Origin of the sequence: Leisingera daeponensis DSM 23529 (assembly GCF_000473145.1) — a bacterium.
Lineage (GTDB): Bacteria > Pseudomonadota > Alphaproteobacteria > Rhodobacterales > Rhodobacteraceae > Leisingera > Leisingera daeponensis.
Genome location: NZ_KI421502.1, coordinates 58426 through 80245 on the forward strand (window position 1 = coordinate 58426; position 21820 = coordinate 80245).

A 21820-nucleotide genomic window follows, 5' to 3' on the forward strand; every position below is an offset into this window, starting at 1 on the left:
CCTGTGATATCCGGTCTGGCGTTCAAAGGTGTTTTGCTCATATTGAAATGAGGACCGCTCATCCGAACCACTTGCCAGGAGCTGCAGATGTCGCGCCGCCATTACAACCTGCCGCCGCTCACCACGCTGGCCGCGTTCGAGGCGGCCGCCCGGCATCTGAGCTTCAAGAACGCGGCGCAGGAACTGTCCGTCACCCCCGGCGCGGTCAGCCATCAGGTGAAGGCGCTGGAGGCGGAGCTGCAGGCGCCGCTGTTCCAGCGCAAGCACCGGGGCGTGGAGCTGACGGAGGAGGGGGAGGCGCTGTTTGAAACCCTGGCGTCGTCCTTTTCCAAGATCTCGCTGAGCCTCAAGACCATCCGCGACCGGCAGACCGGGGATACCGTGACCATCGGCTCGACCTCGGCTGTGGCGTCGCTGTGGCTGTCGCCCTCGGTGGTGCGGTTCTGGCGCAAGCATCCGGATGTGAACGTCAACCAGATCGTCAACGACCGGCCCCTGCGCAGTATGCCGGACGTGGATTTCTATATCCGCTACGGGCGCGAGCGGGACAGCCGCGTAGAGCAGACCGAACTCTACCGCGACCATCTGGTGCCGGTCGGCAATGCGGAGCTGGCGGGGAAGCTCACCGGCTGCCCGCTGGAGGAGCTGGCGCAGCAGCGGCTGTTGCATCTGGAGTCCGATGACAAGAGCTGGACCACCTGGGCCGACTGGTTCCAGCAGCTGGGCTATAGCGGCCCCATCGCGCCGGGCGTGCGGGTGAACAATTACGCGGTGGCGCTGCAGGCGGCGCAGGACGGGGTGGGGCTGGTGCTGGGCTGGCAGCGGCTGCTCAATCCCTTGCTGGCGGGCGGCCAGCTGGTGCCGATCGGGCCGCATGTGCTGGCGGCGCCGCACGGGTTCCATCTGGTGGGCCGGCCGGACGCGGAACTGTCGGAATCCGCCCGTTTGCTGCGCAATTGGGTCATTGACGAGATCCATCAGGGATCAGGTGAGCTGATCTAATCCCAGCGCGAAAATTCCTGCTATTGAGTGAATCCGCTCTCTCCCTTCAATGGCGCAAAACGCGCACATCTTTTTCATGCCTTGGAGAGACCCAGATGAACAAGCATGACCCGCTTGCCGCGGTGATGGCTCCGGTCAACGTCGCAAACGGCCTGCCGAACGCCCATTACATCGACCCCGCCGTCTTTGCCGAAGAGAAGCGCTCGGTGCTGTTCAAGAACTGGTCGGGCATCGGCTTTGGCAAGGACGTGCCGGAGCCGGGCTATGCCAAGCCGGTGGATTTCCTTGGTATGCCGCTCTTGATCGTGCGCGACAAGGACGGCGAGGTCGGCGTGTTTCAGAACACCTGCCGCCACCGGGGCATGATCCTGGTCGAGAAGCCCGGCAAGATCCGCGGCGCCATCCGCTGCGCTTATCACAGCTGGTGTTATGGCCTTGATGGCCGCCTGGTCTCCACCCCCCACGTTGGCGGCCCCGGGAACAACAAGCATGAAGATATCAAGCTGGACGAGCTGGGCCTGGTGCGCATCCGCTCGTATGTCTGGCGCGACGTGGTGTTTGTGAACGTCGACGGCACCGCGCCGGAGTTCGAGGAGGCCCATGCCGACCTGCTGGAGCGCTGGAAGGAGTTTGAAACCCCGGTGCATCACGGCGGCGCGGATTCCGGCTTCAAGCTGGAGGTGAAGACCAACTGGAAACTGGCGGTCGAGAACTACTGCGAGAGCTATCACCTGCCCTGGGTGCATCCGGGCCTCAACAGCTATTCCCGGCTGGAGGACCATTACAACATCGAGGTGCCGGGCAAGTATTCCGGCCAGGGCACCCTGGTCTACCGCCAGCTGAAGGGCGAAAACGGCGAGGTGTTCCCCGATTTCGAGGGTCTCAGCAGCAAATGGGACGAGGGCGGCGAGTATACCGCGGTTTATCCGAATGTGCTGTTGGGAGTGCAGCGCGACCATGCATTCGCGATCATTCTGGAGCCGGTCGACACCGAGAACACTGTCGAGCACATCGAACTTTACTACGCCAAAACCCCGGAAGAGACCCCGGAGCTGGACAACCTGCGCACCGAGAATGCGAAGCTGTGGAAGACCGTGTTCGAGGAAGACGTCTTTGTCGTCGAGGGCATGCAGAAGGGCCGCCACGGCGAGCTGTTCGACGGCGGCCGGTTCTCTCCCGCGATGGACGGTCCGACCCATAATTTCCACGCCTGGGTGGCCGATCAGGTGACCAAAGGCCGCGAGGCATGAGTGCCTTTCTGAAAGACGGGCTGGCCAGGAATTTCCTGGCCGGTGCCTGGGTCGAGGGCGACGGCGGTGCGCGCATCACCGTTGAGGACCCGGGCAACGGCCAGCACGTGGGCGACTGCGCGCTGGCGGGCGAGGAAACCCTGGCAAAGGCGCTGGAGGCGGCGCGGACAAGTTTCGAGCGCGGCGACCTGAGCGCCATGAAACCCGCCAGGCGCGGCCAGCTGATGCAACGCATCGCGGCGGAGATCCGGGGCATTGCGGATGAGGGCGCAGAGCTGTTGTGCCGGGAAAGCGGCAAGAGCCTGAGCGCGGCGCATGACGAGTTTGAAGAGGCCGCGCAGTATTTCGAATACTACGGCGGCATGGCCGACAAGATCGAGGGCAAGTCGATCCCGCTCGGCCCCGATTACGCCGACTACACGGTTTGTGAGCCTTACGGCGTTTCTGCCCAGATCGTGCCGTGGAACTTCCCGGTGTCGATTGCGGCGCGGTCGCTGGCGCCTGCGATGGCGGCGGGCAATTCGGTGATCATCAAGTCGCCGGAACTGGACCCGATGGCGTTGGCGATGCTGGGCGTGGCGCTGGAACGTGCCGAAGTTCCCGCAGGCACGGTGTCGATCCTGAACGGTATCGGCGCGGACCTGGGCGCGCGGCTGGTGGAAAGCCCGGCGGTGGATCAGATCGTCTTCACCGGTTCGGTCCCGACCGGCCAGGCGATCCTGCGTGCCGCTGCAAATCCGGTGACGCCCGCGCTGATGGAGCTGGGCGGCAAATCCGCTGCGGTGGCCTTTGAGGACGCCAATCTGGACACGCTGATGTCCAGCTTGCAAAGCGGTATCTTCTACAACGCGGGTCAGGTCTGCTCTGCCATGTCGCGGGTGCTGGTGCACCGGTCGATCTATGGCGAGGCGGTGGAGCGTGCCGCCGCGCTGGCAAACGGCCTCAGCGTCGGGCATGGCTTGGAAAACCCGGGCCTGACCCCGGTGATCTCGGCCCGGCAGCTGGACGGCATCGAGACCCTGACCGCCACCGCCCGCCAAAGCGGCGCGCGCGCCGCCTCGGGCGGTGCCCGGCTGGAGCGTGAGGGGTATTTCATGGCGCCGACCATCCTGGCGGATGTGGACCCGGCAGCCCGGGTGGCGCAGGAGGAGATTTTCGGCCCCGTCACCTGCTTCACGCCCTTCGATACGGAGGCCGAGGCGATTGCCATGGCCAACGGCACCGAGTTCGGGCTGGTGGCCGGCGTCTTCACCCGCGATCTGGCGCGGGCGCACCGGGTGGCGAACCGTCTGCGGGCCGGACAGGTGTTCGTGAACGAATGGTTCGCGGGCGGCATCTCCACCCCGTTCGGAGGGGTCGGCAAATCGGGCTTCGGGCGCGAGAAGGGCTTGGAGGCGCTGTATAACTACGTGCGCACCAAGAACATCGCGATTTCGCTGAAGGGCTGAGCGGTGGAGCGCGCAGACCTCGACCGGGCGCTTCTGCAGGCGCATGAGGACAAGGAAAGCGCCGCGCTGGTCCGGCTCTATACGCTGGCCGGCGATCAGGCGGAGGACGCGGGCAATATCGACGCCGCCTGCTTTTACCTGACGCACGCCTTTGTCTTTGCGCTGGAGGCCGGGATGCCGGAGGCGAAGGCGCTGAACCGCCGCCTGGCGGCGCGGGACCGGGCGCATCCGCTGGAGCTGTGAGACGGGTTTCAGACCGCTGTGCCTGCACAGGCACCGGTCTGTTTGGCCGGCAGGGGAGGGCCGGCCAAAACAACTCGCGCCGCGGCAGGTCAGGGCGTGATCCGCAGCACCACCGCCGAGGGCAGCCTGAGGGGCGGGCCGGGGCGGCTGAATACGCAGTATTTGGTAGAATCAGTTTCTACGGCCTGTTGAGACTGGCAGGCACGCAGGACCGCCCGGACGGCGCCTGCGGCAACAGTGTTGCCGTTTCCGCCTGTCCGCTTTGACGGTTTCCCGAAGCCCGTGAGCGCCAACAGGCTGATAAAAGCGCGGTATGCACAGGAAATTGGGGAACAGGCCGGGGGACAGACTTGCCATTCGGTGCCGAATTTGATTCGAGTGCGCGGAAATCAGGACAGGCTGTGCAGGTGTGCGGAAAACGGCATTTTGTGCCTTTTCTTTGCCGCCGCTGCCGGAACGGGGTAAGAACCGCCTCGGGATTCGGCCTTGGAGGGACGTAGCGCAAATATGAAGACATTTAACTTGAGAAAGGGGCTGGATCTGCCGGTGACAGGCGCGCCGGAACAGACAATCCATCAAGGCCCCGCCATCACCTCGGTGGCCGTGCTGGGCCCCGACTATCTGGGTCTGAAACCCCGTATGCTGGTGCAGGAAGGCGATGCCGTCCAGCGCGGCACGCCGCTGTTCTGCCACAAGGACGCGGAGGAAGCCGTGATGGTGGCGCCGATGTCCGGCAAGGTCGTTGCGGTCAACCGCGGTGCGCGGCGGGTGCTGCAAAGCGTGGTGATCGAGGTTTCCGATGCCGCGGACAAGGGCGTCGATTTCTCCGCCGTTGGCGATGCAGACACCGCCGAGGGCCTGACCGCCAAGCTGTGCGCGGCCGGCCTGTGGTCCGCGTTCCGCACCCGTCCCTACTCCAAGATGCCGGTGCCGGGGTCCAAGCCCGAGGCGATTTTCGTGACCGCGATGGACAGCGAGCCGCTGGCCGCAGATGCCGCAGTGATCATCAATGACGCTGCCGAGGCGTTCGAGGTGGGCCTGAAGGCCGTGACCCTGCTGACCAGCGGCACCACCTTCCTGTGCCAGAAGGCAGGCGACAGCATTCCCGGCGCCGGTCTCGCCGGTGTGGAAGCGGCCGCCTTTGACGGGCCGCACCCCAGCGGCCTGGCCGGCACCCACATCCACTTCCTGCATCCGGTGCGCGCGGACGATCAGGTCTGGACCGTGTCCTATCAGGACGTGATCGCCATCGGCCGCCTGCTGATGACCGGTCATCTGGACCCCTCCGTCGTGGTTGCGCTGGCCGGTCCCGCTGCGCGCGCGCCGCGTCTGGTCCGCACCGTGGCGGGCGCCTCCACCGAGGAGCTGACCCGCGGCGAGATCGCCGTGGACGGCCCGGTGCGGGTGATTTCCGGTTCGATCCTGTCGGGCCGCCATGCGGCGGGCCCGCTGGCCTATCTGGGCCGCTTTGCCCGCCAGGTCGCCATCATCGAGGAAGACCGCGAGCAGATCCCGATGGGCTGGATCCGCCCGATGCCCGGCAAATACGCCGTACAGCCGGTGCTGGGCTCTGCCCTCAGCCGCAAGCTGTTCAACCTGACCAGCAACCTGAATGGCGGCCGCCGGGCGATGGTGCCCACCGGCACCTTCGAGCGGCTGATGCCGCAGGACTACCTTCCGACGCAGCTGCTGCGCGCGCTGCTGGTGATGGACACCGACTCCGCTCAGGAGCTGGGCGCGCTGGAGCTCGACGAAGAGGACCTGGGACTCGTCGGCTTTGCCTGCCCGGCCAAGTACGAATACGGGCTGGCGCTGCGCGACTGCCTGACCAAGATTGAAAAGGAGGGCTGAGCCGGATGGGATTGCGCAGCTTCTTTGACAGGATCGAACCGCATTTCGAGAAGGGGGGCAAATACGAAAAGCTCTTCCCCGTCTACGAGATGGTGGAGTCCTTCCTTTACACCCCGAAAACCGTCACCACCGTGGCGCCGCATGCCCGCTCCTACATCGATATGAAGCGGATCATGACCTATGTGGTGATCGCCACCATCCCCTGCATCCTGTGGGGCATGTACAACACCGGCTTCCAGACCAACTCCGCGATTGCGATGCTGGGGGCGGATGCGGCCACCGGCTGGCGCGTTGCGGTGCTGCAGGCGCTGGGGATTTCGCTGGATGCGTCGAACCCGCTGGCCAATATCGCGCACGGGTTCCTGTATTTCCTGCCGCTTTATATCGTGACGCTGGTTGCGGGCGGCATCTTCGAGGTGATCTTTGCCACCGTGCGCGGGCATGAGGTGAACGAGGGCTTCCTGGTGACCTCGATGCTGTACACGCTGATCCTGCCGGCCTCGACGCCGCTGTGGCAGGTGGCGCTTGGCATCATCTTCGGCGTGGTGATCGGCAAGGAAGTGTTCGGCGGCACCGGCAAGAACTTCCTCAACCCGGCGCTGACGGGCCGTGCGTTCCTGTATTTCGCCTATCCGGCCAATATGTCGGGCGACAGTGTCTGGACCCCGGTTGACGGCTTCTCCGGCGCGACCGCGCTGGGTGTCACGGCCGCTGACGGCGTGCAGGCGCTGGCCGCCAAGGGCATCGAATGGTCGGACGCCTTCATCGGCACCATTCAGGGCAGCTTTGGCGAGACGTCGACGCTGGCCTGCGCCATCGGCCTGGCCTTCCTGCTGGCGACCAAGATCGCCAACTGGCGCCTGATCGCGGGCTGCCTGGGCGGCATGATCGGCTTCTCGGCGCTGCTGAACCTGATCGGGTCCGACACCAACCCGATGTTTGCGATGCCGTGGTACTGGCACCTGGTGCTGGGCGGCTATGCCTTTGGCCTGGTGTTCATGGTGACCGAACCCGTTTCGGCCAGCCACACCAACGCGGGCCGCTACATCTACGGTGCGCTTATCGGCGTGATGGTGGTGCTGATCCGGGTGCTGAACCCGGCCTTCCCGGAAGGCATGATGCTGGCGATCCTGTTCGGCAACGTCTTTGCGCCGCTGATCGACTACTTCGTCGTGCAAGCAAACATCAAACGGAGGGCGCGCCGCCATGGCTGATACCCAAAGCAAGGGCCTGATTGGCCGCTTCCTCGCCGCATCGCCGGATTCGGTTGGCAAGACCGTGTTCATCGCTGTTGCCGTCTGCCTGGTGGCCTCGATGATCGTGTCCACCGCCGCCGTGTCCCTGCGCCCGGTGCAGGAAACCAACAAGAAGCGCGACAAGCAGCTGAACGTTCTGCAGGTGGCTGGTCTCTATGAGCCGGGCCAGAATGTGGCCGAAGCCTTTGCCGCGTTCGAGCCGCAGGTGCTGGATCTGGAAACCAGCACCTTCACCGACCAGTTCGACGCGGCCACCTTTGACGGGCTGGCTGCTGCGCAGGACCCGGAGCTGAGCCGCGAGCTGGAGAACGACCCGGCCGGCATCGGCCGCCAGTCGCGCTACAAGACCGTGTATCTGCTGCGCGAGGAAAACGGCGATCTGGACAAGGTGATCCTGCCGATCCACGGCTATGGCCTGTGGTCCACCCTCTATGGCTTCATCGCGGTGGAGGAGAACGGCAACGACATCTATGGCCTGCAGTTTTACCAGCACGGCGAAACCCCGGGCCTGGGCGCCGAGGTGGACAACCCGCGCTGGAAAGCGCTGTGGCAGGGCAAGAAGCTGTTCGATGAAGACGGCGATCTGGAGATCACCGTGTCCAAGACCGTGCCGGCCGCCGGCCGCGAGCATTATATCGACGCCCTTGCCGGTGCCACGCTGACCTCTGCCGGGGTCGACAACCTGGTGCGGTTCTGGATGGGCGAAGAAGGCTACGGGCCGTTCCTCAAGTCACTGCAAGCGGGAGAGTTCTGATGTCCCAGAGCAAGAAAGACATGCTGATCGACCCGCTGGTCGACAACAACCCGATCACCCTGCAGGTGCTGGGCATCTGCTCGGCGCTGGCGGTGACCTCGTCGCTGCAGGTGGCCTTTGTGATGACGCTGGCGGTGACCTTCGTGACCGCGTTCTCGTCGATGTTCATCTCGATCCTCAGGAACCAGATCCCGGGCTCGATCCGGATCATCGTGCAGATGGTGATCATCGCCTCGCTGGTGATCCTGGTGGACCAGGTGCTGAAGGCCTATGCCTTTGAGATTTCGAAAACCCTGTCGGTCTTCGTCGGCCTGATCATCACCAACTGCATCGTGATGGGCCGCGCCGAGGCGTTTGCGATGAAGAACCCGCCGGTCGCGTCCTTCATCGACGGCGTGGGCAACGGCCTGGGCTACGGCCTGATCCTGATGCTGGTCGGTTTCATCCGTGAGCTGTTCGGCTCCGGCTCGCTGTTCGGCATCACCCTGCTGGAAACCGTGAACAACGGCGGCTGGTATGTCCCGAACGGTCTGCTGCTGCTGCCGCCCTCGGCCTTCTTCGTGATCGGCCTCCTGATCTGGGCCTTCCGCACCTGGAAGCCGAACCAGGTGGAAGAGCGTGAATACAAAATCCAAACCGTGGAGGCGCACTGATGGAAGGGCTGATTTCACTCGCCGTCAAGGCCATCTTTGTCGAAAACCTCGCGCTGTCCTTCTTCCTGGGCATGTGCACCTTCATCGCGGTGTCCAAGAAGATTTCCACCGCGCTGGGTCTGGGGATTTCGGTGATGGTGGTGCAGGCCATCACCGTGCCTGCCAACAACCTGCTGCTGACCTACCTCCTGAAACCGGGCGCGCTGGCCTGGGCGGGCTTTCCGGACGTGGACCTGACCTTCCTCGGCCTGATCTCCTATATCGGGGTGATCGCGGCGATGGTGCAGATCCTGGAGATGATCCTCGATAAGTATTTCCCGCCGCTCTACAACGCGCTGGGGATCTTCCTGCCGCTGATCACGGTGAACTGCGCGATCCTGGGCGGCTCGCTGTTCATGGTGGAGCGCGATTACAACTTTGCTGAGGCAGCCACTTACGGCCTCTCCTCCGGCTTCGGCTGGGCGCTGGCGATCACCGCGATGGCGGGCGTGCGCGAGAAGCTGAAGTATTCCGACGTGCCGGACGGCCTGCAGGGCCTGGGCATCACCTTTATCACCGCAGGTCTGATGGCGATGGCCTTCATGTCCTTCAGCGGCGTCAAACTGTAAGGAGAGCGCGGAAACATGGAAACTTTCACGCTCGGCGTTGTCCTGTTCACGGTGATCGTGCTGGCGCTGGTGGCCGTCATTCTGGCCGCCCGCTCCCGCCTGGTCTCCACCGGCAACGTCAACATCACCATCAACGGTGAAAAAACCATCTCGGTGCCCGCGGGCGGCAAGCTCTTGCAGACGCTGGCGGCAGAGAAACTGTTCGTCCCCTCCGCCTGCGGCGGCGGCGGCACCTGCGCGCAGTGCCGGGTGCGGGTGCATTCCGGCGGCGGCTCGATCCTGCCGACCGAGGAAAGCCACATCACCAAGCGCGAAGCCGCCTGCGGCGACCGGCTGTCCTGCCAGGTTGCGGTCAAGCAGGACATGGATATCGAAGTCCCCGAAGAGGTCTTCGGCGTCAAGAAATGGCGATGCAAGGTGCGCTCCAACGAAAACGTGGCGACCTTTATCAAGGCGCTGGTGCTGGAGCTGCCCGAAGGCGAGGACGTGAATTTCCGCGCCGGCGGCTACATCCAGATCGAAGCGCCGGAGCATCAGCTGGCCTATACCGATTTCGACATCCAGGAGGAGTATCGCGAGGATTGGGACCGCTTCAATCTGTGGCAGTACAAATCCGTGGTGGATGAGCCGGTCGAGCGCGCCTATTCGATGGCGAACTACCCGGACGAGAAGGGCATCATCATGCTGAACGTCCGCGTCGCCTCGCCGCCGCCGGGCAGCAGCGACATTCCGGCGGGCAAGATGTCGTCCTACATCTTCAACCTGAAACCGGGGGATGAGGTCACCATTTCCGGGCCGTTCGGCGAATTCTTCGCCCGCGACACCGAAAAGGAGATGGTGTTCATCGGCGGCGGCGCCGGCATGGCGCCGATGCGCAGCCACATCTTCGACCAGCTGAAGCGCCTGAAGACCAACCGCAAGATCAGCTTCTGGTACGGCGCGCGGTCGAAGAAAGAGATGTTCTTTGTCGAGGACTTCGACCAGCTCGCAGCGGAAAACCCGAACTTCGAATGGCACGTGGCCCTGTCGGACCCGCAGCCGGGCGATGACTGGGACGGCTACACCGGCTTCATCCACAACGTTCTGTATGAGGAATACCTCAAGAACCATCCGGCGCCGGAAGACTGCGAATTCTACATGTGCGGTCCGCCGATCATGAACCAGTCGGTGATCAACATGCTGCTGGACCTGGGCGTGGACCGCGAGGACATCATGCTCGACGATTTCGGCGGCTGAGCCGGACCCCGAAGCGGAAAATCAAAAGCCCCGGATGGAGACATCCGGGGCTTCGCCGTTTGGAGCGGATCGGCCGCCGTGGGGCAGATCCTGCTCTAGGCCGGCACGGCAGTCCCGATCTTGTTCCAAAGCTCATCGGCAACCACACCTATTGCCTGGTCCCTGCGCCGCATCTTGAAAATCATCGTCCGGCGTAAAGGAAACCCTTCCAGGTTCAGGGGAAGCAAGGCCCCGGACCGCCGTTCGTCCTCCGTCATGTGATCCGGCAGGCCGCCCCAGCCGAGACCGGCGAGGATCACCTTTTTCTTGGCCGCGAGATCGGAAACTGTCCATTTCAAGCCCCCGGGCAACAGATCGCGGCTCTGTTCATGCGCAGCGCCGCCGGTGCCGGCGGCGACCACCTGCACATGGCTTTGCATTTCGGATGCCGACAAGGCGCGGGACCCGGCGGGCAGGTTCAAGGCGGGGCTGGCCACCGGCCGGATCGTGACCTCCGCAACCGGCTCTGCCTCCACGTCGTCCAGCGGCACCCCGTCAAGGGAGGCAAGCGCGATATCCGCCTTGCCCTCCATCAGCCGGGCAATCGGGCCGCCCATCATTTCCATGCGCAGCCGGAGGTGGGTCGCCGGGTGGCGCCGCCCGGTCTCGGCAAGCGCCGGCAGCAAAGGGTCCAGATCCATGGTGGCACTGACGGCAAGTGTCAGTTCCGGTTCTTCGCGGGCGCGCAGCCGGGCGGCGGTCGTCCGCAGCCCCTGCATCTGCCGCAGAACCCGCGATGCCTCGCGGTAGAAGATTTCGCCCGCCGGGGTGAGCGCGGGGCGGTAGGCTTCGCGGCTGAACAGCTCCAGCTCCAGTTCCTCCTCCAGCTGCCGGATGGTGTGGCTGATGGCGGACTGCGACTTGTTCAGGCGCTCCGCGGCTCCGCGGAAGGTGCCGGTCGAGACGATCGCCTCAAGGGCAAGGAGCTGGCCGTGTTTCATCAGGTGTCAACATGATATGTTTTTGCAATCGTTATCTTGAAAACTCGATATTATCAATCAATCATATCGGGAGGTAGTCAGGGGGCATCACTGCAACAGGAGACTGTCATGAAACTCTACTACAAACCCGGTGCCTGCCCGCTGGCCAGCCATATCGCCCTGTATGAAACCGGCCGCCCGTTTGACATCGAAGCGGTCGATACCGCGGCGGGACGGACCGAAAGCGGTGCGGATTACCGTGCGATCAACCCCAAAGGCTATGTTCCGGCCCTGGGCCTGGACGATGGCAGCATCCTGACCGAAGGGGCGGCGGTTTTGCAGTATATCGCGGACAGCCACCCGGAGGCAGGTCTGGCGCCGGCGGCGGGCACCTTGGCCCGGGCCCGGATGCAAGAACAGCTCAACTGGATCGGGAGCGAGCTGCACAAGGCCTTTAGCCCGCTGTTCCGCGAGGACACGTCCGAAGCCGGCAAAGACGACGCGCGCAGCGCTGTTGCGGGCAAGTTCGATTTTATCGAGGCCCAGCTGGCGGATGGCCGCGAGTGGCTGGTCGAGGGCCGGTTTTCGGTGGCGGATGCCTATCTGTTCGTGGTCTCGAACTGGGCGAACTTCACCGGCATCGACCTGGCCCGCTGGCCCAATCTGGCCGCCTTTGTCGGCCGCAGTGCTGCCCGCCCGTCGGCCCAGGCTGCAATGCGCGCAGAGGGGCTGATCCAGTGACGCCCGCCGGCCACAAACAGGTCGGCGCACTGATGGAGGCCTATTTCGAGGGCCTCCATCAAGCCGACAGCGCCCTGCTGCGCAAGGTCTTCCACCCGCAGCTGGCCTACATCTGCGCCACCGAAGGCGACGAGCTGTATCTGGATCTTGAGACTTACATGGCCCGCGTCGACGGGCGTGTGCCGCCGGCCAAACGCGGCGACCCGCGCGAGGAGGAGATTCTGGAGATTGCCTTTGCCAGCGGCCGGCTGGCCCGTGTCAGCGCCCGGATGACCATGATGGGGCGGGATTTCCACGACCTGCTGACCCTTGTCCGCTACGGTGCCGAATGGCGTATCGTGGCCAAAGTGTTTTCCTATGTTCCGCGAAAGGACTGAACGATGCCTTATGTGAATATCAAAGTGACCCGCGAGGGCGGCCCCGAAGGCACCGGCCCCAGCGCAGACCAGAAGGCGCAGCTGATTTCCCGGGTCACGGGCCTGCTGCAGGACGTTCTGGGCAAGACCCCGGCGACCACATTTGTGGTGATCGACGAGGTCGCGCTGGAGGACTGGGGCGTCGGCGGCCTGCCGGTGCAGGAGTACCGGAAGCAGGCGCAATGAAGACGCGGCTGACAGAGGCGCTGGGGATCACCTGTCCGGTGATCCAGGCGCCGATGGCCTTTGCGGCGGGCGGCGCGCTGGCCAGCGCTGTCAGCACTGCCGGCGGGCTGGGCATGATCGGGGGCGGTTACGGAGATGCCGGGTGGATCGAACAGCAGTTCGCCATCGCCGCGGGCGCCCGCGCCGGCTGCGGGCTGATCACCTGGAAGCTGGCGGAACAGCCGCACCTGCTGGAGCGGGTGCTGGCGCAGGACCCGGCGGCGGTTTTCCTGTCCTTCGGCGACCCGGCGCCGTTTGCGCCCGCGATTCGGCAGGCCGGCGTGCCGCTGATCTGCCAGGTCCAGACCCTGCGCGATGCGCAGCAGGCGCTGGAGTGCGGTGCCGACATCATCGTCGCCCAAGGGGCGGATGCCGGCGGCCATGGCGAGGCCCGCGGCACCTTTGCCCTGGTGCCCGAGATCGCGGACGAGATCGCGCGCCAGAACAGCCAGGCGCTGCTGTGCGCCGCAGGCGGCATCACGGACGGGCGCGGCCTTGCCGCGGCCCTGATGCTTGGCGCGGACGGGGCGGTGATCGGCACCCGGTTCTGGGCCTCGCGCGAGGCGCTGGTGCATCCGCGCATTCTGGACCGCGCGCTGGCGGCAACGGGGGATGACACCATCCGCACCCGGGTGGTGGACGTGGTTCGCGGCCTGGACTGGCCCGGCCGTTACAACGTCCGCGTTCTGCGCAATCCCTTTATCCAGAAGTGGCACGGGGCAGAGGACGCCTTGCAGCTGGAAGCGGGCGCTGAAGCGGCCAAATGGGCGGCGGCTCAGGAGGCGGGGGATCCGGACATCGCAACCGCCATTACGGGCGAAGGCATCGGCATGATCCGCTCGGCGCCGCCTGCGGGGGATATTCTGGCGAGCCTCATGACGGACGCGCGGCAGTGCCTTGCCAGGGCGGCGTCCGCCGCCGGGCGGGCAAGCTCCTTGACCTGACCGCCTGCGCCCCGTGTCCGGCAGGGCGCGGGGCGGCCGGGTGCCGGTTGGGCAGTGCGCCCTAGCCGACGATCATCTGTTTCATGCGCAGGGCCTCATACTCCAGCTCCTGCAGGCGGAAGTTCACAACGTCGCCCACCGTGATCATCCCGCACAGGCGGTCGTCCTTCACCACCGGCAGGTGGCGGAAGCGGCCCTCGTTCATCACCTTGGCGACGTCGATCAGCAGGTCGTCCGGTTTGCAGGTCTTGACCTCGCGGGTCATGATGTCCTCGACCAGCTGCGGCAGGGTGTGGCCCGGCGTTTCCGCCAGCCGCCGCACGATGTCGCGCTCCGACAGGATGCCCTGCAGCGCGCCGTTCTGGTCGGTCACCACCAGCGCGCCGATGCGCTTGTCGCGCAGCGCCTCCACCGCATGGCCGACGGTGTCGTTCGGACGGATCGCATAAATCGCGTCGCCCTTGGCCTCCAGTAGCTTCGCAACGGTCGACTGGCCGTGCGACAAGTTCGACTCGGCCGACTGGCTGTGGCTTTGCTGCCCGGCCTTGTCGCCCCGGGTCGGAGGCTGGTATGAGAACGGTGCCATGCGCGGGTCTCCTCCTATCCTGCATCAGGTCATGCCCCCATCTTAACGGCGGATTGCCATCCGGGAAGGGGCGAAATGACGCGAGCGCTAACAAAGGCCGGAAAACAACATGTTCGAATCCCTCTACCTGACCCCCGTCACCGGCGTGCTGACCGTGTTCGTGGTGGTGGTCTGCGGCCATCTGTACCGGCAGAACTGGAAGACCCAGCCGCCCGATGCGCGGCTGAGGGCCTGGCTGTTCGGGGTGCCCGCGGCGCTTGGCCTTCTGGCGCTGGCCTTTCTGCCGCTGAAGTTCTGAGGCTGCGTTTGACTCTGGCGCGGGGCAGGGGCATAGCAGCGCCAGATTTATCCCCGGAGGTTGACCAATGCCCAGACGGTTCCTGCTTGCCCTGATCCTGCCCGCGGTGCTGCTGGTGTCCGGCTGCTGGTTCGGCAGCGAACCGGAGGAGGTGCGCCTGTCGGGCCAGACCATGGGCACCACCTACAGCGTGATCGCGATTGGCGAGCATCTGGACCAGGAGGCGCTGGCGGCGGAGGTGGAGGCCACCTTGGCGGCGGTGAACGCCAAGATGTCGAACTGGGATCCGGCGTCGGAAGTGTCCACCTTTTCCGCCGCGCGCAGCACCGCGCCGGTGCGGGTGTCGCCGGAGTTTGCCCATGTGCTGGCGGCGGCCAACGACGTGCATGAAAAGACCGGCGGCAAGTTCGACGTGACGCTTGGCCCGCTGATCGAGCTGTGGGGCTTCGGCCCGCGCAAGCCGGAGGATCCGGTGCCGTCGGATGCGGCCATCGCCAAAGCGCTGGAGGGCGTCGGGCAGGCGCGGCTGCTGACGCTGGATGCAGGGGCCGGCACCCTGAAGAAATCCGCGCCGGAGACCGGGATCAACCTGTCGGCCATTGCCAAGGGATACGGTGTCGATGCGGTGGCGCAGACGCTGCAGGGCTTTGGCGTTGAGAACTACATGGTGGAAATCGGCGGCGATCTGGTGACCAAGGGGCAAAACGCCAAGGGCGAGGCCTGGCGCATCGGCATCGAGAAACCGGATGCGGCGGCGCAGACGGTGCAGCTGATCGTGCCGGTCAGCAACCTGGGCCTGGCGACCTCCGGCGATTACCGCAATTATTTCGAGCATGAGGGCCAGCGCTATTCCCACATCCTTGACCCGGTTGCCGGGCGGCCGGTGACGCACCGCACCGCCTCGGTCACGGTGATCGCGGAAAACGCGATGCTGGCGGATGCCTGGGCGACCGCGATGCTGGTTCTGGGCAGCGCGGACGGGCTGAAGCTGGCGGAGCAGCATAAACTTGCCGTGTTTTTCATCGATCGGGACGTGCAAGCCGGCGAAGATGCCTATATTACCTCTGCAAGCAGCGCTTTCGAGGCGCTGACCGGAAACTGAGCCGCGTACTGAGCGACATCGCGAGGGACCCCAATGAGCACCTTTCTATTGGCCTTTATCCTGCTGCTGATCGTGACCCTGGGCATGTCGCTGGGGGTGATGCTGATGGGCAAGAAGATCAAGGGCAGCTGCGGCGGCCTGAATGCGATTTCCGGTGCCGACAAATGCGTGGTCTGTTCCAAGGACATCGACCCGGACAGCCCGCTGCGCGACAAGCTGCAGTGCAAGCGCGCCCGCCGGATGGTGGAGCAGATGCAGGAAGAACAGGCATGAGGCCAAGGCTGCGGTCAGGGCTGCGGCACGGCGCGGGCAGCGTCCGCGCCGCCAAGGGGCGGGCCGGTCCGCGGCGTGCGGAACACGGTTTCACCTTACTCACTCTCAGGGTCTGACTCTGCCGCCTCCAAGGCCGCGGCCGCGCTGGCCGGGGGCTGATCGGGCGCCCAGCCCTTGCCCAAGGCGATCTGCAGCCGGGACCAGGCCAGCGCCAGGTCGCGGCGGGCGGCGATCAGGCCCAGCTCGTTGTCGCGCAAGGCTTCCTCGGTGTTCAGAAGGTCGAACAGGGTGATTTCATTGGCCCGGAAGGTTTCGCGCGCAAGATCGGCAACCTTGCCGCCCAGTCCGACCGCCTGCGCCTGCGCTGCGGTGCGCTCGCGGGCGGCCCTCAGCGCGCTTTGCTGCGCCTGCACCTCCTCCACCGCGCCGCGCACCGCTGCGCGGTAATCGTATTCCGTGGCCTTGGCCTCGGCGATGGCGCGCTCGTGGAACGCGCGCAGAACCGGGCGGTTGAACAGCGGCAGCCGCAGCGACGGGCCGATCTGGTAGAGATCGGGCAGGCCGCGGAATGCCTCGATGGAGCCGGTGACTTCGAGCGACGGGTAAAGCTCCGCCTCGGTGACACCGATACTGGCGGTGGCGCTGCGCAGCTGGGCTTCGGCCAGCAGCACATCGGGGCGGTTGCGCAACAGGCTGGCAGGCACCCCAAGCTCGGGCTGGGTTGAGGGATGGGGCTGGCCGGAACTGTTCTGCATCATCGCAAACACCTCGGAGGCGTCGCGGTCCAGCAGCGTGGCCAGGGCAAACACGGCAGCCTCATAGCCGGAGATGAAGCCGGGAAGATCCGCCTTGGCGCTGGCGACCTGCAGCTTGGTGCGCTCCAGATCCAGGGCAAGGACGGCGCGGGCGGCCTTCAGCTCCTCCACCGTGGCCAGGATCTGCTGGCGCAGCTCGATCGTCTTGCGGGTGACGGCGGCGCCGCGCTGGAAAAACCGCGCCTCGATATAGGTGCGGGTGATCGCGTCGATGATCGCCAGCCGGGTGGTGGCCATCTGGTAGAACTGCGCGTCGCGGTCTGCGACCGCCCGTTCGGAGCGTCGCTGGAAGCCGCCGAACAGGTCGAACACATAGGTGGCGCCGATTTCGGCGGAATCGAGACTGGTTGAACCGTCCTGCGATTCCCGGCGCGAAAAGACCGAACTGCCCTCCAGATCGCCGCGCACCTGCTCCGGGCGGCCGCTGGCGCGGCGCACCGCCTCAGCCGCCTTGAGGCGCTGGCGGGCGGATTTGATATCCAGGTTCTGCGCCAGCCCGGCCGCCACCAGCCGGTCCAGGGCGGCATCGTTCAGCCCCTGCCACCAGGTCTCTGCCGCGCCCTGCGCGGTGGCAAAGGAGCGGGTCTGGTAATAGCTGGCCGGCACGGCGAAGGCGGGACGCTGGTAATCCCGGCCCGCGACGGTGCAGCCGCACAGGAGAGTTCCGGCCAGCAGCACGGAACGGGCTGTCCAATTGGATCTGCTCATGGCTTGCCTCTGGGCGCCCAGTCTGATGCGGGCGTTCCCGGAATCATAGGCAGCACCGGGCGGCGCCGCGAAGACCTTCCTGCCGCCGGCCGCGGCTTTGTCCGGCACTGATGCGCGCGGCCCACAGGCCGGAGGCTGCGGAAATCCGGGCGGGCCTGCCGTTTTTGCCCCCTCCGGCCCGGCCAAGGCGGGTCATCCTGCCAGCCCAGTCAGCAGCGCGCCGCGCCAGACAGGAGACGGCCCGCCCGCCCGCGCCTGCGCTTGACGCATGCAAGGGGCAGGTCCACTGTTTGCCGGTGCGCAGGCTGAACCCCAGCCGCGGCGCCGCCGACGGCAGCCCTTTGGGACAGCTGAACCGCAATTGCGACGTGAAAGTGAGAACAACCTGATGGACCTGCAAAAATTCTATATCGGCGGCGCCTGGGTGACGCCGCATTCGACCCGGGAATTCCCGGTGATGAACCCGGCAACGGAGGAGCGGATCGGCACGATCATCCTTGGCGACGAAATGGATGTGGATGCGGCCGTCGCGGCCGCCAGGGAGGCTTTCGGCAGCTACTCGCGGACCTCGCGGGAGGAGCGGATCGCGCTGCTGGAGAAGCTGCTGGAAATCAGCATGGAGCGGCGCGAAGTGCTGGCGCAGGCGATGCGGGCCGAAATGGGCGCGCCGATCACGATGGCGCGCGAGGCCCAGGCCGATTCGGGGATCGGGCATCTGGAAGCCATCCTGGAGGCGCTGAAAGCACAGGACCTGCGCGAGACGCTGCCCAACGGCGACATCCTGGTGCGCGAGCCGATCGGGGTCTGCGGCCTGATCACGCCCTGGAACTGGCCGGTGAACCAGATCGCGCTCAAGGTGCTGCCGGCGCTGGCCACGGGCTGCACCTGCGTGCTGAAACCGTCGGAGCATACGCCGGTCTCGGCCGAGGTGTATGCCCAGATGATCCATGACGCGGGCTTTCCGGCGGGGGTGTTCAATCTGATCCACGGCGACGGCCCGACCGTTGGCGCAGGCCTGTCGCGGCATCCCGGTATCGACATGATGTCCTTCACCGGTTCGACCCGGGCGGGCATCGCGGTGTCCAAGGACGCAGCCGATACCGTCAAGCGGGTGACGCTGGAACTGGGCGGCAAATCCCCGAACCTGGTGTTTGCCGATGCCGACCTGGAGGAGAGGGTCACCGCCTCGGTTCTGGAATGCTTTTACAACACCGGGCAAAGCTGCGATGCGCCGACCCGGATGCTGGTGGAGCAAAGCTGCTACGATCAGGTGCTGGAAATCGCCACGGCGGCGGCGCAGGGCCAGGCCGTCGGCGACCCGGAAGAGGAGGGCGATCACATCGGCCCGATGTTCGACCAGATCCAGTTCGACCGGGTGCAAAGCATGATCCAGACCGGCATCGACGAGGGCGCCACCGTGCTGGCCGGCGGGCTGGGCCGGCCGGACGGGCTGGACGCGGGCTGGTATGTGCGCCCCACCGTCTTTGCCGATGTGACCAATGACATGGCCATCGCCCGGCAGGAGATCTTCGGCCCGGTGCTGGTGATCATCCCGTTCGAGGACGAGGAGGACGCGATCCGCATCGCCAATGATACCCCTTACGGGCTGGCGGCCTATCTGCAGACCGGCGATCCTGACCGCGCCGAGCGGGTGGCCGCCCGGCTGCGCGCGGGCGCTGTGCATATCAACGGCGGCGGCTTCAATTACGGCTCGCCCTTCGGCGGCTACAAGCAGTCCGGCAATGGCCGCGAAGGCGGGATGATGGGGCTGGAGGATTATCAGGAGGTGAAAACCCTGCATTTCGGATGAGACCGCCGCCTAGGGCTTTCATCTTTCCCGAAATACTCCGGGGAGCGCGAGGGGCCGGCCCCTCGCACCCTCTCTGTCACGGCACGCCCGCGGCTGCCATGCCGTTCATCGTTCTTCTCAGGGGGCGGGCGCGCCGTAGATCAGACGGCTCAGATCCGAGAACATGCTGCCGCTTCGGGTGAATCCCAGAACCGCATCGCGGATCGCGCTGGCGCGGGCTGCGCCCAGCACAGGGGCGGCGAATTCCATGAACTTGCGCTCAACGTCCTGTCGGGAAAACGGTGCTTCGGGGCCGCCGCGGGCGTGGACATCGCCGGACTCGATCACCTGCCCGCTGGTCAGCGTCACCGCCACATCGGCGACCCGGCAGGCCGGGAAACGGACCGAATGGCGCGCGGCCTCCGCGACCGAAATCCGCTCGTGGATCGAGGCAACCAGCGGGTCGGAAAGGCCCGCGCCGGAGATATGCTCGACCCCGATCCGGCCATACGCCGCCTGCACCGCCACGGCAAAGCCCAGCGAGTACTGCGCCTGGCTGGTGGTGACGGGGATGCCGGGGTAGAGGCAGGCGCTTTCGTGGAAGGTGTTGATGCGGATTCTCTCTATCTGCTCATGGGTCAGGCCGTGCTCCAGCATCACCTGCCGCAGCGCGTCGATCGGGGCATGGGCCCAGCGGCAGACCGGGTAGGGCTTCACATACTGATGCTCCATCTGCCAGAAGCTGCCGAGGTCCTGCCAGTGTTCCGCCACCCGGTCTTCCTCGATGGTGATCGCGGGCGCGCCGGTAAAGCCTTTCTCGGCCAGAACCGCCGCCGACATCCCGGCCATCGCGCCCCAGCCGGAGCCGTCGTGCAGCATCGTGGGGCTGGCGATCTCGCGCATCATCTGGCTGCGGGGGCCGTGGAATTCGGCAATTCCCAGCGCCTCGCGCAGCTGGGCGCGGGACAGCCCGCGCATCCGGGCCGCCACCGCCGCCACCCCCAGCGCGTTCCAGGCGCCGGAAGTGTGGTAATCGCTGACGGTGGCATGCAGCGACAGCGCGGCGCGGCCTGCCAATTCATAGCCCACAGTGGTGATTGCCAGTGCCTCAGGACCGGAGAAGTCCGGCACGGTTTCCGCCAGCGCGGCGATGGCCGGGATCACCACCACGCCGATGTGGCCCTTGGTCGGAGCATAGCCGTCATGGCCGTCCAGATTGTCGGTGGCGGTGGCGGCGGCATAGGCGGCGCCTGCGATGCTGACCCGGCGGCCGTCGAACATAAGGCGGGCGCCCAGCCCCTCCTCGCCGCAGCCGTAAAGCGCCACGGCGGTGCCGCGGGCGATGCGGCCGGCCTCCATCGGGGTGGCGGCGATGGTGATGCCCAGGGTGTCGAGGAACATCAGCGCCGCCGCCTGCCGGGTGGTTTCCGGCAGGTCAGCGGGGGTGAGGCCAAAGGTGAAATCGGCGGCGCGGTCGAAGGTGGCGGTCATGGCGGTTCTCTCGCAGGGCGTTTCCCGCGTCAGGCTAGGGGGGCCAGGGGCCGGTGACCCGCAAATAAACCGGGGTCATAGGCCTGCTATATTTCGTGAAAAGCGCGCAAGACCTCGTTTCCGGGCTGTTCCGGGCCGCTAACCCTTGGGAATTGCGGCGCATTCCAAAGCATGTGAACATGGCCCCGAAACCGCCAGCGGACCGCCTGATGAAGAATCTCCCCCATCTGACATTCCTGCGCTCGTTCGAGGCCGCCGCGCGCTACCTCAGCTTCACCTCGGCGGCGGATGAGCTGAACTGCACCCAGTCCGCTGTCTCCAACCATGTGCGCAGCCTGGAGGAGTTCATCGGCCGGCCGCTGTTCGTGCGCCATCCGCGGTCCCTGTCGCTGACCGACGTGGGGGAGGCCTATCTGCCCTCGGTCCGCCATGCGCTGCAGGAGATTGATTCAGCCACGCAACTCCTCATTTCGCAAAGCCACAAGCGGGAGGTGGTGATCTCCTGTCCGGTCAGCCTGGCGGAACGCTGGCTGTTGAAGGTGATCGAGGGGTTTTCCGCGGCGCATCCCGGCATCGACCTGACCATTCACAGCACCATCTGGGTGGACGTGGAGACCAACGTTTCGGACATCTCGATCACCATCAACCACGTGGATGATGTGACGGGACCGGCGGTTAAGCTGTGGGACGAGAAGCTGGCGCTGGTCTGCGCGCCGGATTACCGGGTGGGCGGCGAGGCGCTGACCCGGCCCGAACAGCTGGCGCAGGCCAAGCTGATCCACATCCTCGGCCGCCCGGTCTATTGGGAGAGGATCGCCGGGCATTTCGGCCTGACCGGGATCGAGCAGAAGGGCGGTTTGCAGACCAATTCCTCCAACATGGGGCTGGAGTTTGCGGCCAATGCGCTGGGGTGCGCGGTGCTGCCGAAGTCGCTGGTGCGCCAGCAGGTGGCCAGCGGGCGTCTGGTGGAGCCGTTCACGTTTGACCTTGACTGCCCCTGGACCTATTTCGCCACCTTCAAGGACAAGGCGGCAACGCCCTCTGTCAAGCATTTCAAGACCTGGCTGCTGCAGGCTGCGGCGGAGATGGAGCTGTAGCGCCTGACTGCCGGGTGCCGAGGACATTGAATTCCGGCGGCGCTTGCCGTATATACGGGTATATATACAAAGGGC

The 21820-nt window shown here is 65.7% G+C and carries 23 protein-coding genes; 19 read left to right on the forward strand and 4 right to left on the reverse strand.

All coding sequences use genetic code 11. The annotated features are described in order from the left end of the window. Positions 1-87: 87 nt before the first annotated feature. The 10 genes from DAEP_RS0120440 (at position 88) to nqrF (ending at position 10301) form a co-directional block, all read left to right on the forward strand. Entirely contained in the window at positions 88-1002 is a 915-nt protein-coding gene (locus DAEP_RS0120440; protein WP_027246002.1) for a LysR substrate-binding domain-containing protein, read from the forward strand. 95 nt (positions 1003-1097) lie between these two features. Beyond that, entirely contained in the window at positions 1098-2252 is a 1155-nt protein-coding gene (locus DAEP_RS0120445) for an aromatic ring-hydroxylating oxygenase subunit alpha (protein WP_008558317.1), read from the forward strand. Then, complete coding sequence (locus DAEP_RS0120450; protein WP_027246003.1) at positions 2249-3700, forward strand: aldehyde dehydrogenase family protein; 1452 nt, start codon at positions 2249-2251, stop codon at positions 3698-3700. Before DAEP_RS0120445 ends, DAEP_RS0120450 begins: the two co-directional genes overlap by 4 nt. A gap of 3 nt (positions 3701-3703) precedes the next feature. Beyond that, complete coding sequence (locus DAEP_RS0120455; protein ID WP_027246004.1) at positions 3704-3943, forward strand: hypothetical protein; 240 nt, start codon at positions 3704-3706, stop codon at positions 3941-3943. A gap of 507 nt (positions 3944-4450) precedes the next feature. Continuing rightward, the gene (locus DAEP_RS0120460; RefSeq protein ID WP_027246005.1) at positions 4451-5794 is read left to right on the forward strand and encodes a Na(+)-translocating NADH-quinone reductase subunit A; all 1344 of its coding nucleotides are present in this window, start codon (positions 4451-4453) and stop codon (positions 5792-5794) included. 5 nt (positions 5795-5799) lie between these two features. Next, positions 5800-7008: an NADH:ubiquinone reductase (Na(+)-transporting) subunit B gene (locus DAEP_RS0120465; protein WP_008558183.1), complete on the forward strand. Its 1209-nt coding sequence runs from the start codon at positions 5800-5802 to the stop codon at positions 7006-7008. After that, positions 7001-7804 (forward strand): Na(+)-translocating NADH-quinone reductase subunit C, encoded by an 804-nt coding sequence (locus DAEP_RS0120470; protein ID WP_008558367.1) that lies wholly within the window; start codon positions 7001-7003, stop codon positions 7802-7804. Before DAEP_RS0120465 ends, DAEP_RS0120470 begins: the two co-directional genes overlap by 8 nt. After that, positions 7804-8457 carry an NADH:ubiquinone reductase (Na(+)-transporting) subunit D gene (locus tag DAEP_RS0120475; protein WP_008558347.1) on the forward strand — a complete coding sequence of 218 codons (654 nt, stop codon included), beginning with the start codon at positions 7804-7806 and terminating at the stop codon, positions 8455-8457. The genes DAEP_RS0120470 and DAEP_RS0120475 overlap by 1 nt, the downstream gene beginning before the upstream one ends. After that, positions 8457-9065 (forward strand): NADH:ubiquinone reductase (Na(+)-transporting) subunit E, encoded by a 609-nt coding sequence (gene nqrE, locus DAEP_RS0120480; protein ID WP_008558356.1) that lies wholly within the window; start codon positions 8457-8459, stop codon positions 9063-9065. The genes DAEP_RS0120475 and nqrE overlap by 1 nt, the downstream gene beginning before the upstream one ends. 15 nt (positions 9066-9080) lie before the next feature. After that, positions 9081-10301 carry an NADH:ubiquinone reductase (Na(+)-transporting) subunit F gene (gene nqrF / locus DAEP_RS0120485; protein ID WP_027246006.1) on the forward strand — a complete coding sequence of 407 codons (1221 nt, stop codon included), beginning with the start codon at positions 9081-9083 and terminating at the stop codon, positions 10299-10301. Between the two features lie 95 nt (positions 10302-10396). Here nqrF and DAEP_RS0120490 read toward each other — a convergent pair whose 3' ends face one another. Beyond that, positions 10397-11281 carry a LysR family transcriptional regulator gene (locus DAEP_RS0120490; protein ID WP_027246007.1) on the reverse strand — a complete coding sequence of 295 codons (885 nt, stop codon included), beginning with the start codon at positions 11279-11281 and terminating at the stop codon, positions 10397-10399. A gap of 108 nt (positions 11282-11389) precedes the next feature. Here DAEP_RS0120490 and gstA point away from each other — a divergent pair, with 108 nt between their 5' ends. From gstA to DAEP_RS23100, 4 genes are read left to right on the forward strand one after another with little or no spacing between them, the layout of a single operon-like run. Further along, positions 11390-12001, forward strand: a complete 612-nt coding sequence (gene gstA, locus DAEP_RS0120495) for a glutathione transferase GstA (protein WP_027246008.1) — start codon at positions 11390-11392, stop codon at positions 11999-12001. Further along, positions 11998-12378, forward strand: coding sequence for a nuclear transport factor 2 family protein (locus DAEP_RS0120500; RefSeq protein WP_027246009.1), 381 nt, complete (start codon positions 11998-12000; stop codon positions 12376-12378). Before gstA ends, DAEP_RS0120500 begins: the two co-directional genes overlap by 4 nt. A 3-nt stretch (positions 12379-12381) precedes the next feature. Further along, positions 12382-12603 (forward strand): tautomerase family protein, encoded by a 222-nt coding sequence (locus DAEP_RS0120505; protein WP_027246010.1) that lies wholly within the window; start codon positions 12382-12384, stop codon positions 12601-12603. Further along, positions 12600-13586: an NAD(P)H-dependent flavin oxidoreductase gene (locus DAEP_RS23100; RefSeq protein WP_036761517.1), complete on the forward strand. Its 987-nt coding sequence runs from the start codon at positions 12600-12602 to the stop codon at positions 13584-13586. The genes DAEP_RS0120505 and DAEP_RS23100 overlap by 4 nt, the downstream gene beginning before the upstream one ends. Positions 13587-13647: 61 nt before the next feature. Here DAEP_RS23100 and DAEP_RS0120515 read toward each other — a convergent pair whose 3' ends face one another. Beyond that, complete coding sequence (locus DAEP_RS0120515; RefSeq protein ID WP_027246011.1) at positions 13648-14172, reverse strand: CBS domain-containing protein; 525 nt, start codon at positions 14170-14172, stop codon at positions 13648-13650. 109 nt (positions 14173-14281) lie between these two features. On the opposite strand from DAEP_RS0120515, the gene DAEP_RS0120520 reads away from it, so the two are divergent. From DAEP_RS0120520 to nqrM, 3 genes are all read left to right on the forward strand, one after another. Then, positions 14282-14470 (forward strand): hypothetical protein, encoded by a 189-nt coding sequence (locus DAEP_RS0120520; protein ID WP_008558377.1) that lies wholly within the window; start codon positions 14282-14284, stop codon positions 14468-14470. A gap of 67 nt (positions 14471-14537) precedes the next feature. Beyond that, complete coding sequence (locus tag DAEP_RS0120525) at positions 14538-15572, forward strand: FAD:protein FMN transferase (protein ID WP_027246012.1); 1035 nt, start codon at positions 14538-14540, stop codon at positions 15570-15572. Between the two features lie 33 nt (positions 15573-15605). Continuing rightward, positions 15606-15845 (forward strand): (Na+)-NQR maturation NqrM, encoded by a 240-nt coding sequence (gene nqrM, locus DAEP_RS0120530; protein WP_008558301.1) that lies wholly within the window; start codon positions 15606-15608, stop codon positions 15843-15845. A 95-nt stretch (positions 15846-15940) separates the two neighbouring features. On the opposite strand, the gene DAEP_RS0120535 is transcribed toward nqrM, so the two are convergent. Then, positions 15941-17368: an efflux transporter outer membrane subunit gene (locus DAEP_RS0120535; protein ID WP_036761547.1), complete on the reverse strand. Its 1428-nt coding sequence runs from the start codon at positions 17366-17368 to the stop codon at positions 15941-15943. Between the two features lie 388 nt (positions 17369-17756). On the opposite strand from DAEP_RS0120535, the gene DAEP_RS0120540 reads away from it, so the two are divergent. Further along, positions 17757-19178, forward strand: coding sequence for an aldehyde dehydrogenase family protein (locus DAEP_RS0120540; RefSeq protein WP_036761520.1), 1422 nt, complete (start codon positions 17757-17759; stop codon positions 19176-19178). 117 nt (positions 19179-19295) lie between these two features. Here the strand turns inward: DAEP_RS0120540 and DAEP_RS0120545 are convergent, their stop codons facing one another. Further along, on the reverse strand, positions 19296-20648 hold the full coding sequence (locus tag DAEP_RS0120545) for an MmgE/PrpD family protein (protein ID WP_027246015.1): 1353 nt from the start codon (positions 20646-20648) through the stop codon (positions 19296-19298). 209 nt (positions 20649-20857) lie between these two features. On the opposite strand from DAEP_RS0120545, the gene DAEP_RS23105 reads away from it, so the two are divergent. Next, positions 20858-21745, forward strand: coding sequence for a LysR substrate-binding domain-containing protein (locus DAEP_RS23105; protein ID WP_036761549.1), 888 nt, complete (start codon positions 20858-20860; stop codon positions 21743-21745). Positions 21746-21820 lie beyond the last annotated feature (75 nt).

Excerpts from the sequence above, each read along its gene's own strand:
- DAEP_RS0120470 (WP_008558367.1), top strand. The coding sequence starts at position 7,001 with ATGGCTGATACCCAAAGCAAGGGCCTGATTGGCCGCTTCCTCGCCGCA.
- DAEP_RS0120535 (WP_036761547.1), bottom strand. The coding sequence starts at position 17,368 with ATGAGCAGATCCAATTGGACAGCCCGTTCCGTGCTGCTGGCCGGAACT.
- DAEP_RS0120445 (WP_008558317.1), top strand. The coding sequence starts at position 1,098 with ATGAACAAGCATGACCCGCTTGCCGCGGTGATGGCTCCGGTCAACGTC.
- nqrE (WP_008558356.1), top strand. The coding sequence starts at position 8,457 with ATGGAAGGGCTGATTTCACTCGCCGTCAAGGCCATCTTTGTCGAAAAC.
- DAEP_RS0120540 (WP_036761520.1), top strand. The coding sequence starts at position 17,757 with ATGGACCTGCAAAAATTCTATATCGGCGGCGCCTGGGTGACGCCGCAT.
- DAEP_RS0120505 (WP_027246010.1), top strand. The coding sequence starts at position 12,382 with ATGCCTTATGTGAATATCAAAGTGACCCGCGAGGGCGGCCCCGAAGGC.
- DAEP_RS0120465 (WP_008558183.1), top strand. The coding sequence starts at position 5,800 with ATGGGATTGCGCAGCTTCTTTGACAGGATCGAACCGCATTTCGAGAAG.
- gstA (WP_027246008.1), top strand. The coding sequence starts at position 11,390 with ATGAAACTCTACTACAAACCCGGTGCCTGCCCGCTGGCCAGCCATATC.
- DAEP_RS0120475 (WP_008558347.1), top strand. The coding sequence starts at position 7,804 with ATGTCCCAGAGCAAGAAAGACATGCTGATCGACCCGCTGGTCGACAAC.
- DAEP_RS0120545 (WP_027246015.1), bottom strand. The coding sequence starts at position 20,648 with ATGACCGCCACCTTCGACCGCGCCGCCGATTTCACCTTTGGCCTCACC.
- DAEP_RS0120515 (WP_027246011.1), bottom strand. The coding sequence starts at position 14,172 with ATGGCACCGTTCTCATACCAGCCTCCGACCCGGGGCGACAAGGCCGGG.
- DAEP_RS0120460 (WP_027246005.1), top strand. The coding sequence starts at position 4,451 with ATGAAGACATTTAACTTGAGAAAGGGGCTGGATCTGCCGGTGACAGGC.
- nqrM (WP_008558301.1), top strand. The coding sequence starts at position 15,606 with ATGAGCACCTTTCTATTGGCCTTTATCCTGCTGCTGATCGTGACCCTG.
- DAEP_RS0120520 (WP_008558377.1), top strand. The coding sequence starts at position 14,282 with ATGTTCGAATCCCTCTACCTGACCCCCGTCACCGGCGTGCTGACCGTG.
- DAEP_RS0120490 (WP_027246007.1), bottom strand. The coding sequence starts at position 11,281 with ATGAAACACGGCCAGCTCCTTGCCCTTGAGGCGATCGTCTCGACCGGC.
- DAEP_RS0120525 (WP_027246012.1), top strand. The coding sequence starts at position 14,538 with ATGCCCAGACGGTTCCTGCTTGCCCTGATCCTGCCCGCGGTGCTGCTG.
- DAEP_RS23100 (WP_036761517.1), top strand. The coding sequence starts at position 12,600 with ATGAAGACGCGGCTGACAGAGGCGCTGGGGATCACCTGTCCGGTGATC.
- DAEP_RS0120440 (WP_027246002.1), top strand. The coding sequence starts at position 88 with ATGTCGCGCCGCCATTACAACCTGCCGCCGCTCACCACGCTGGCCGCG.
- nqrF (WP_027246006.1), top strand. The coding sequence starts at position 9,081 with ATGGAAACTTTCACGCTCGGCGTTGTCCTGTTCACGGTGATCGTGCTG.
- DAEP_RS0120450 (WP_027246003.1), top strand. The coding sequence starts at position 2,249 with ATGAGTGCCTTTCTGAAAGACGGGCTGGCCAGGAATTTCCTGGCCGGT.
- DAEP_RS23105 (WP_036761549.1), top strand. The coding sequence starts at position 20,858 with ATGAAGAATCTCCCCCATCTGACATTCCTGCGCTCGTTCGAGGCCGCC.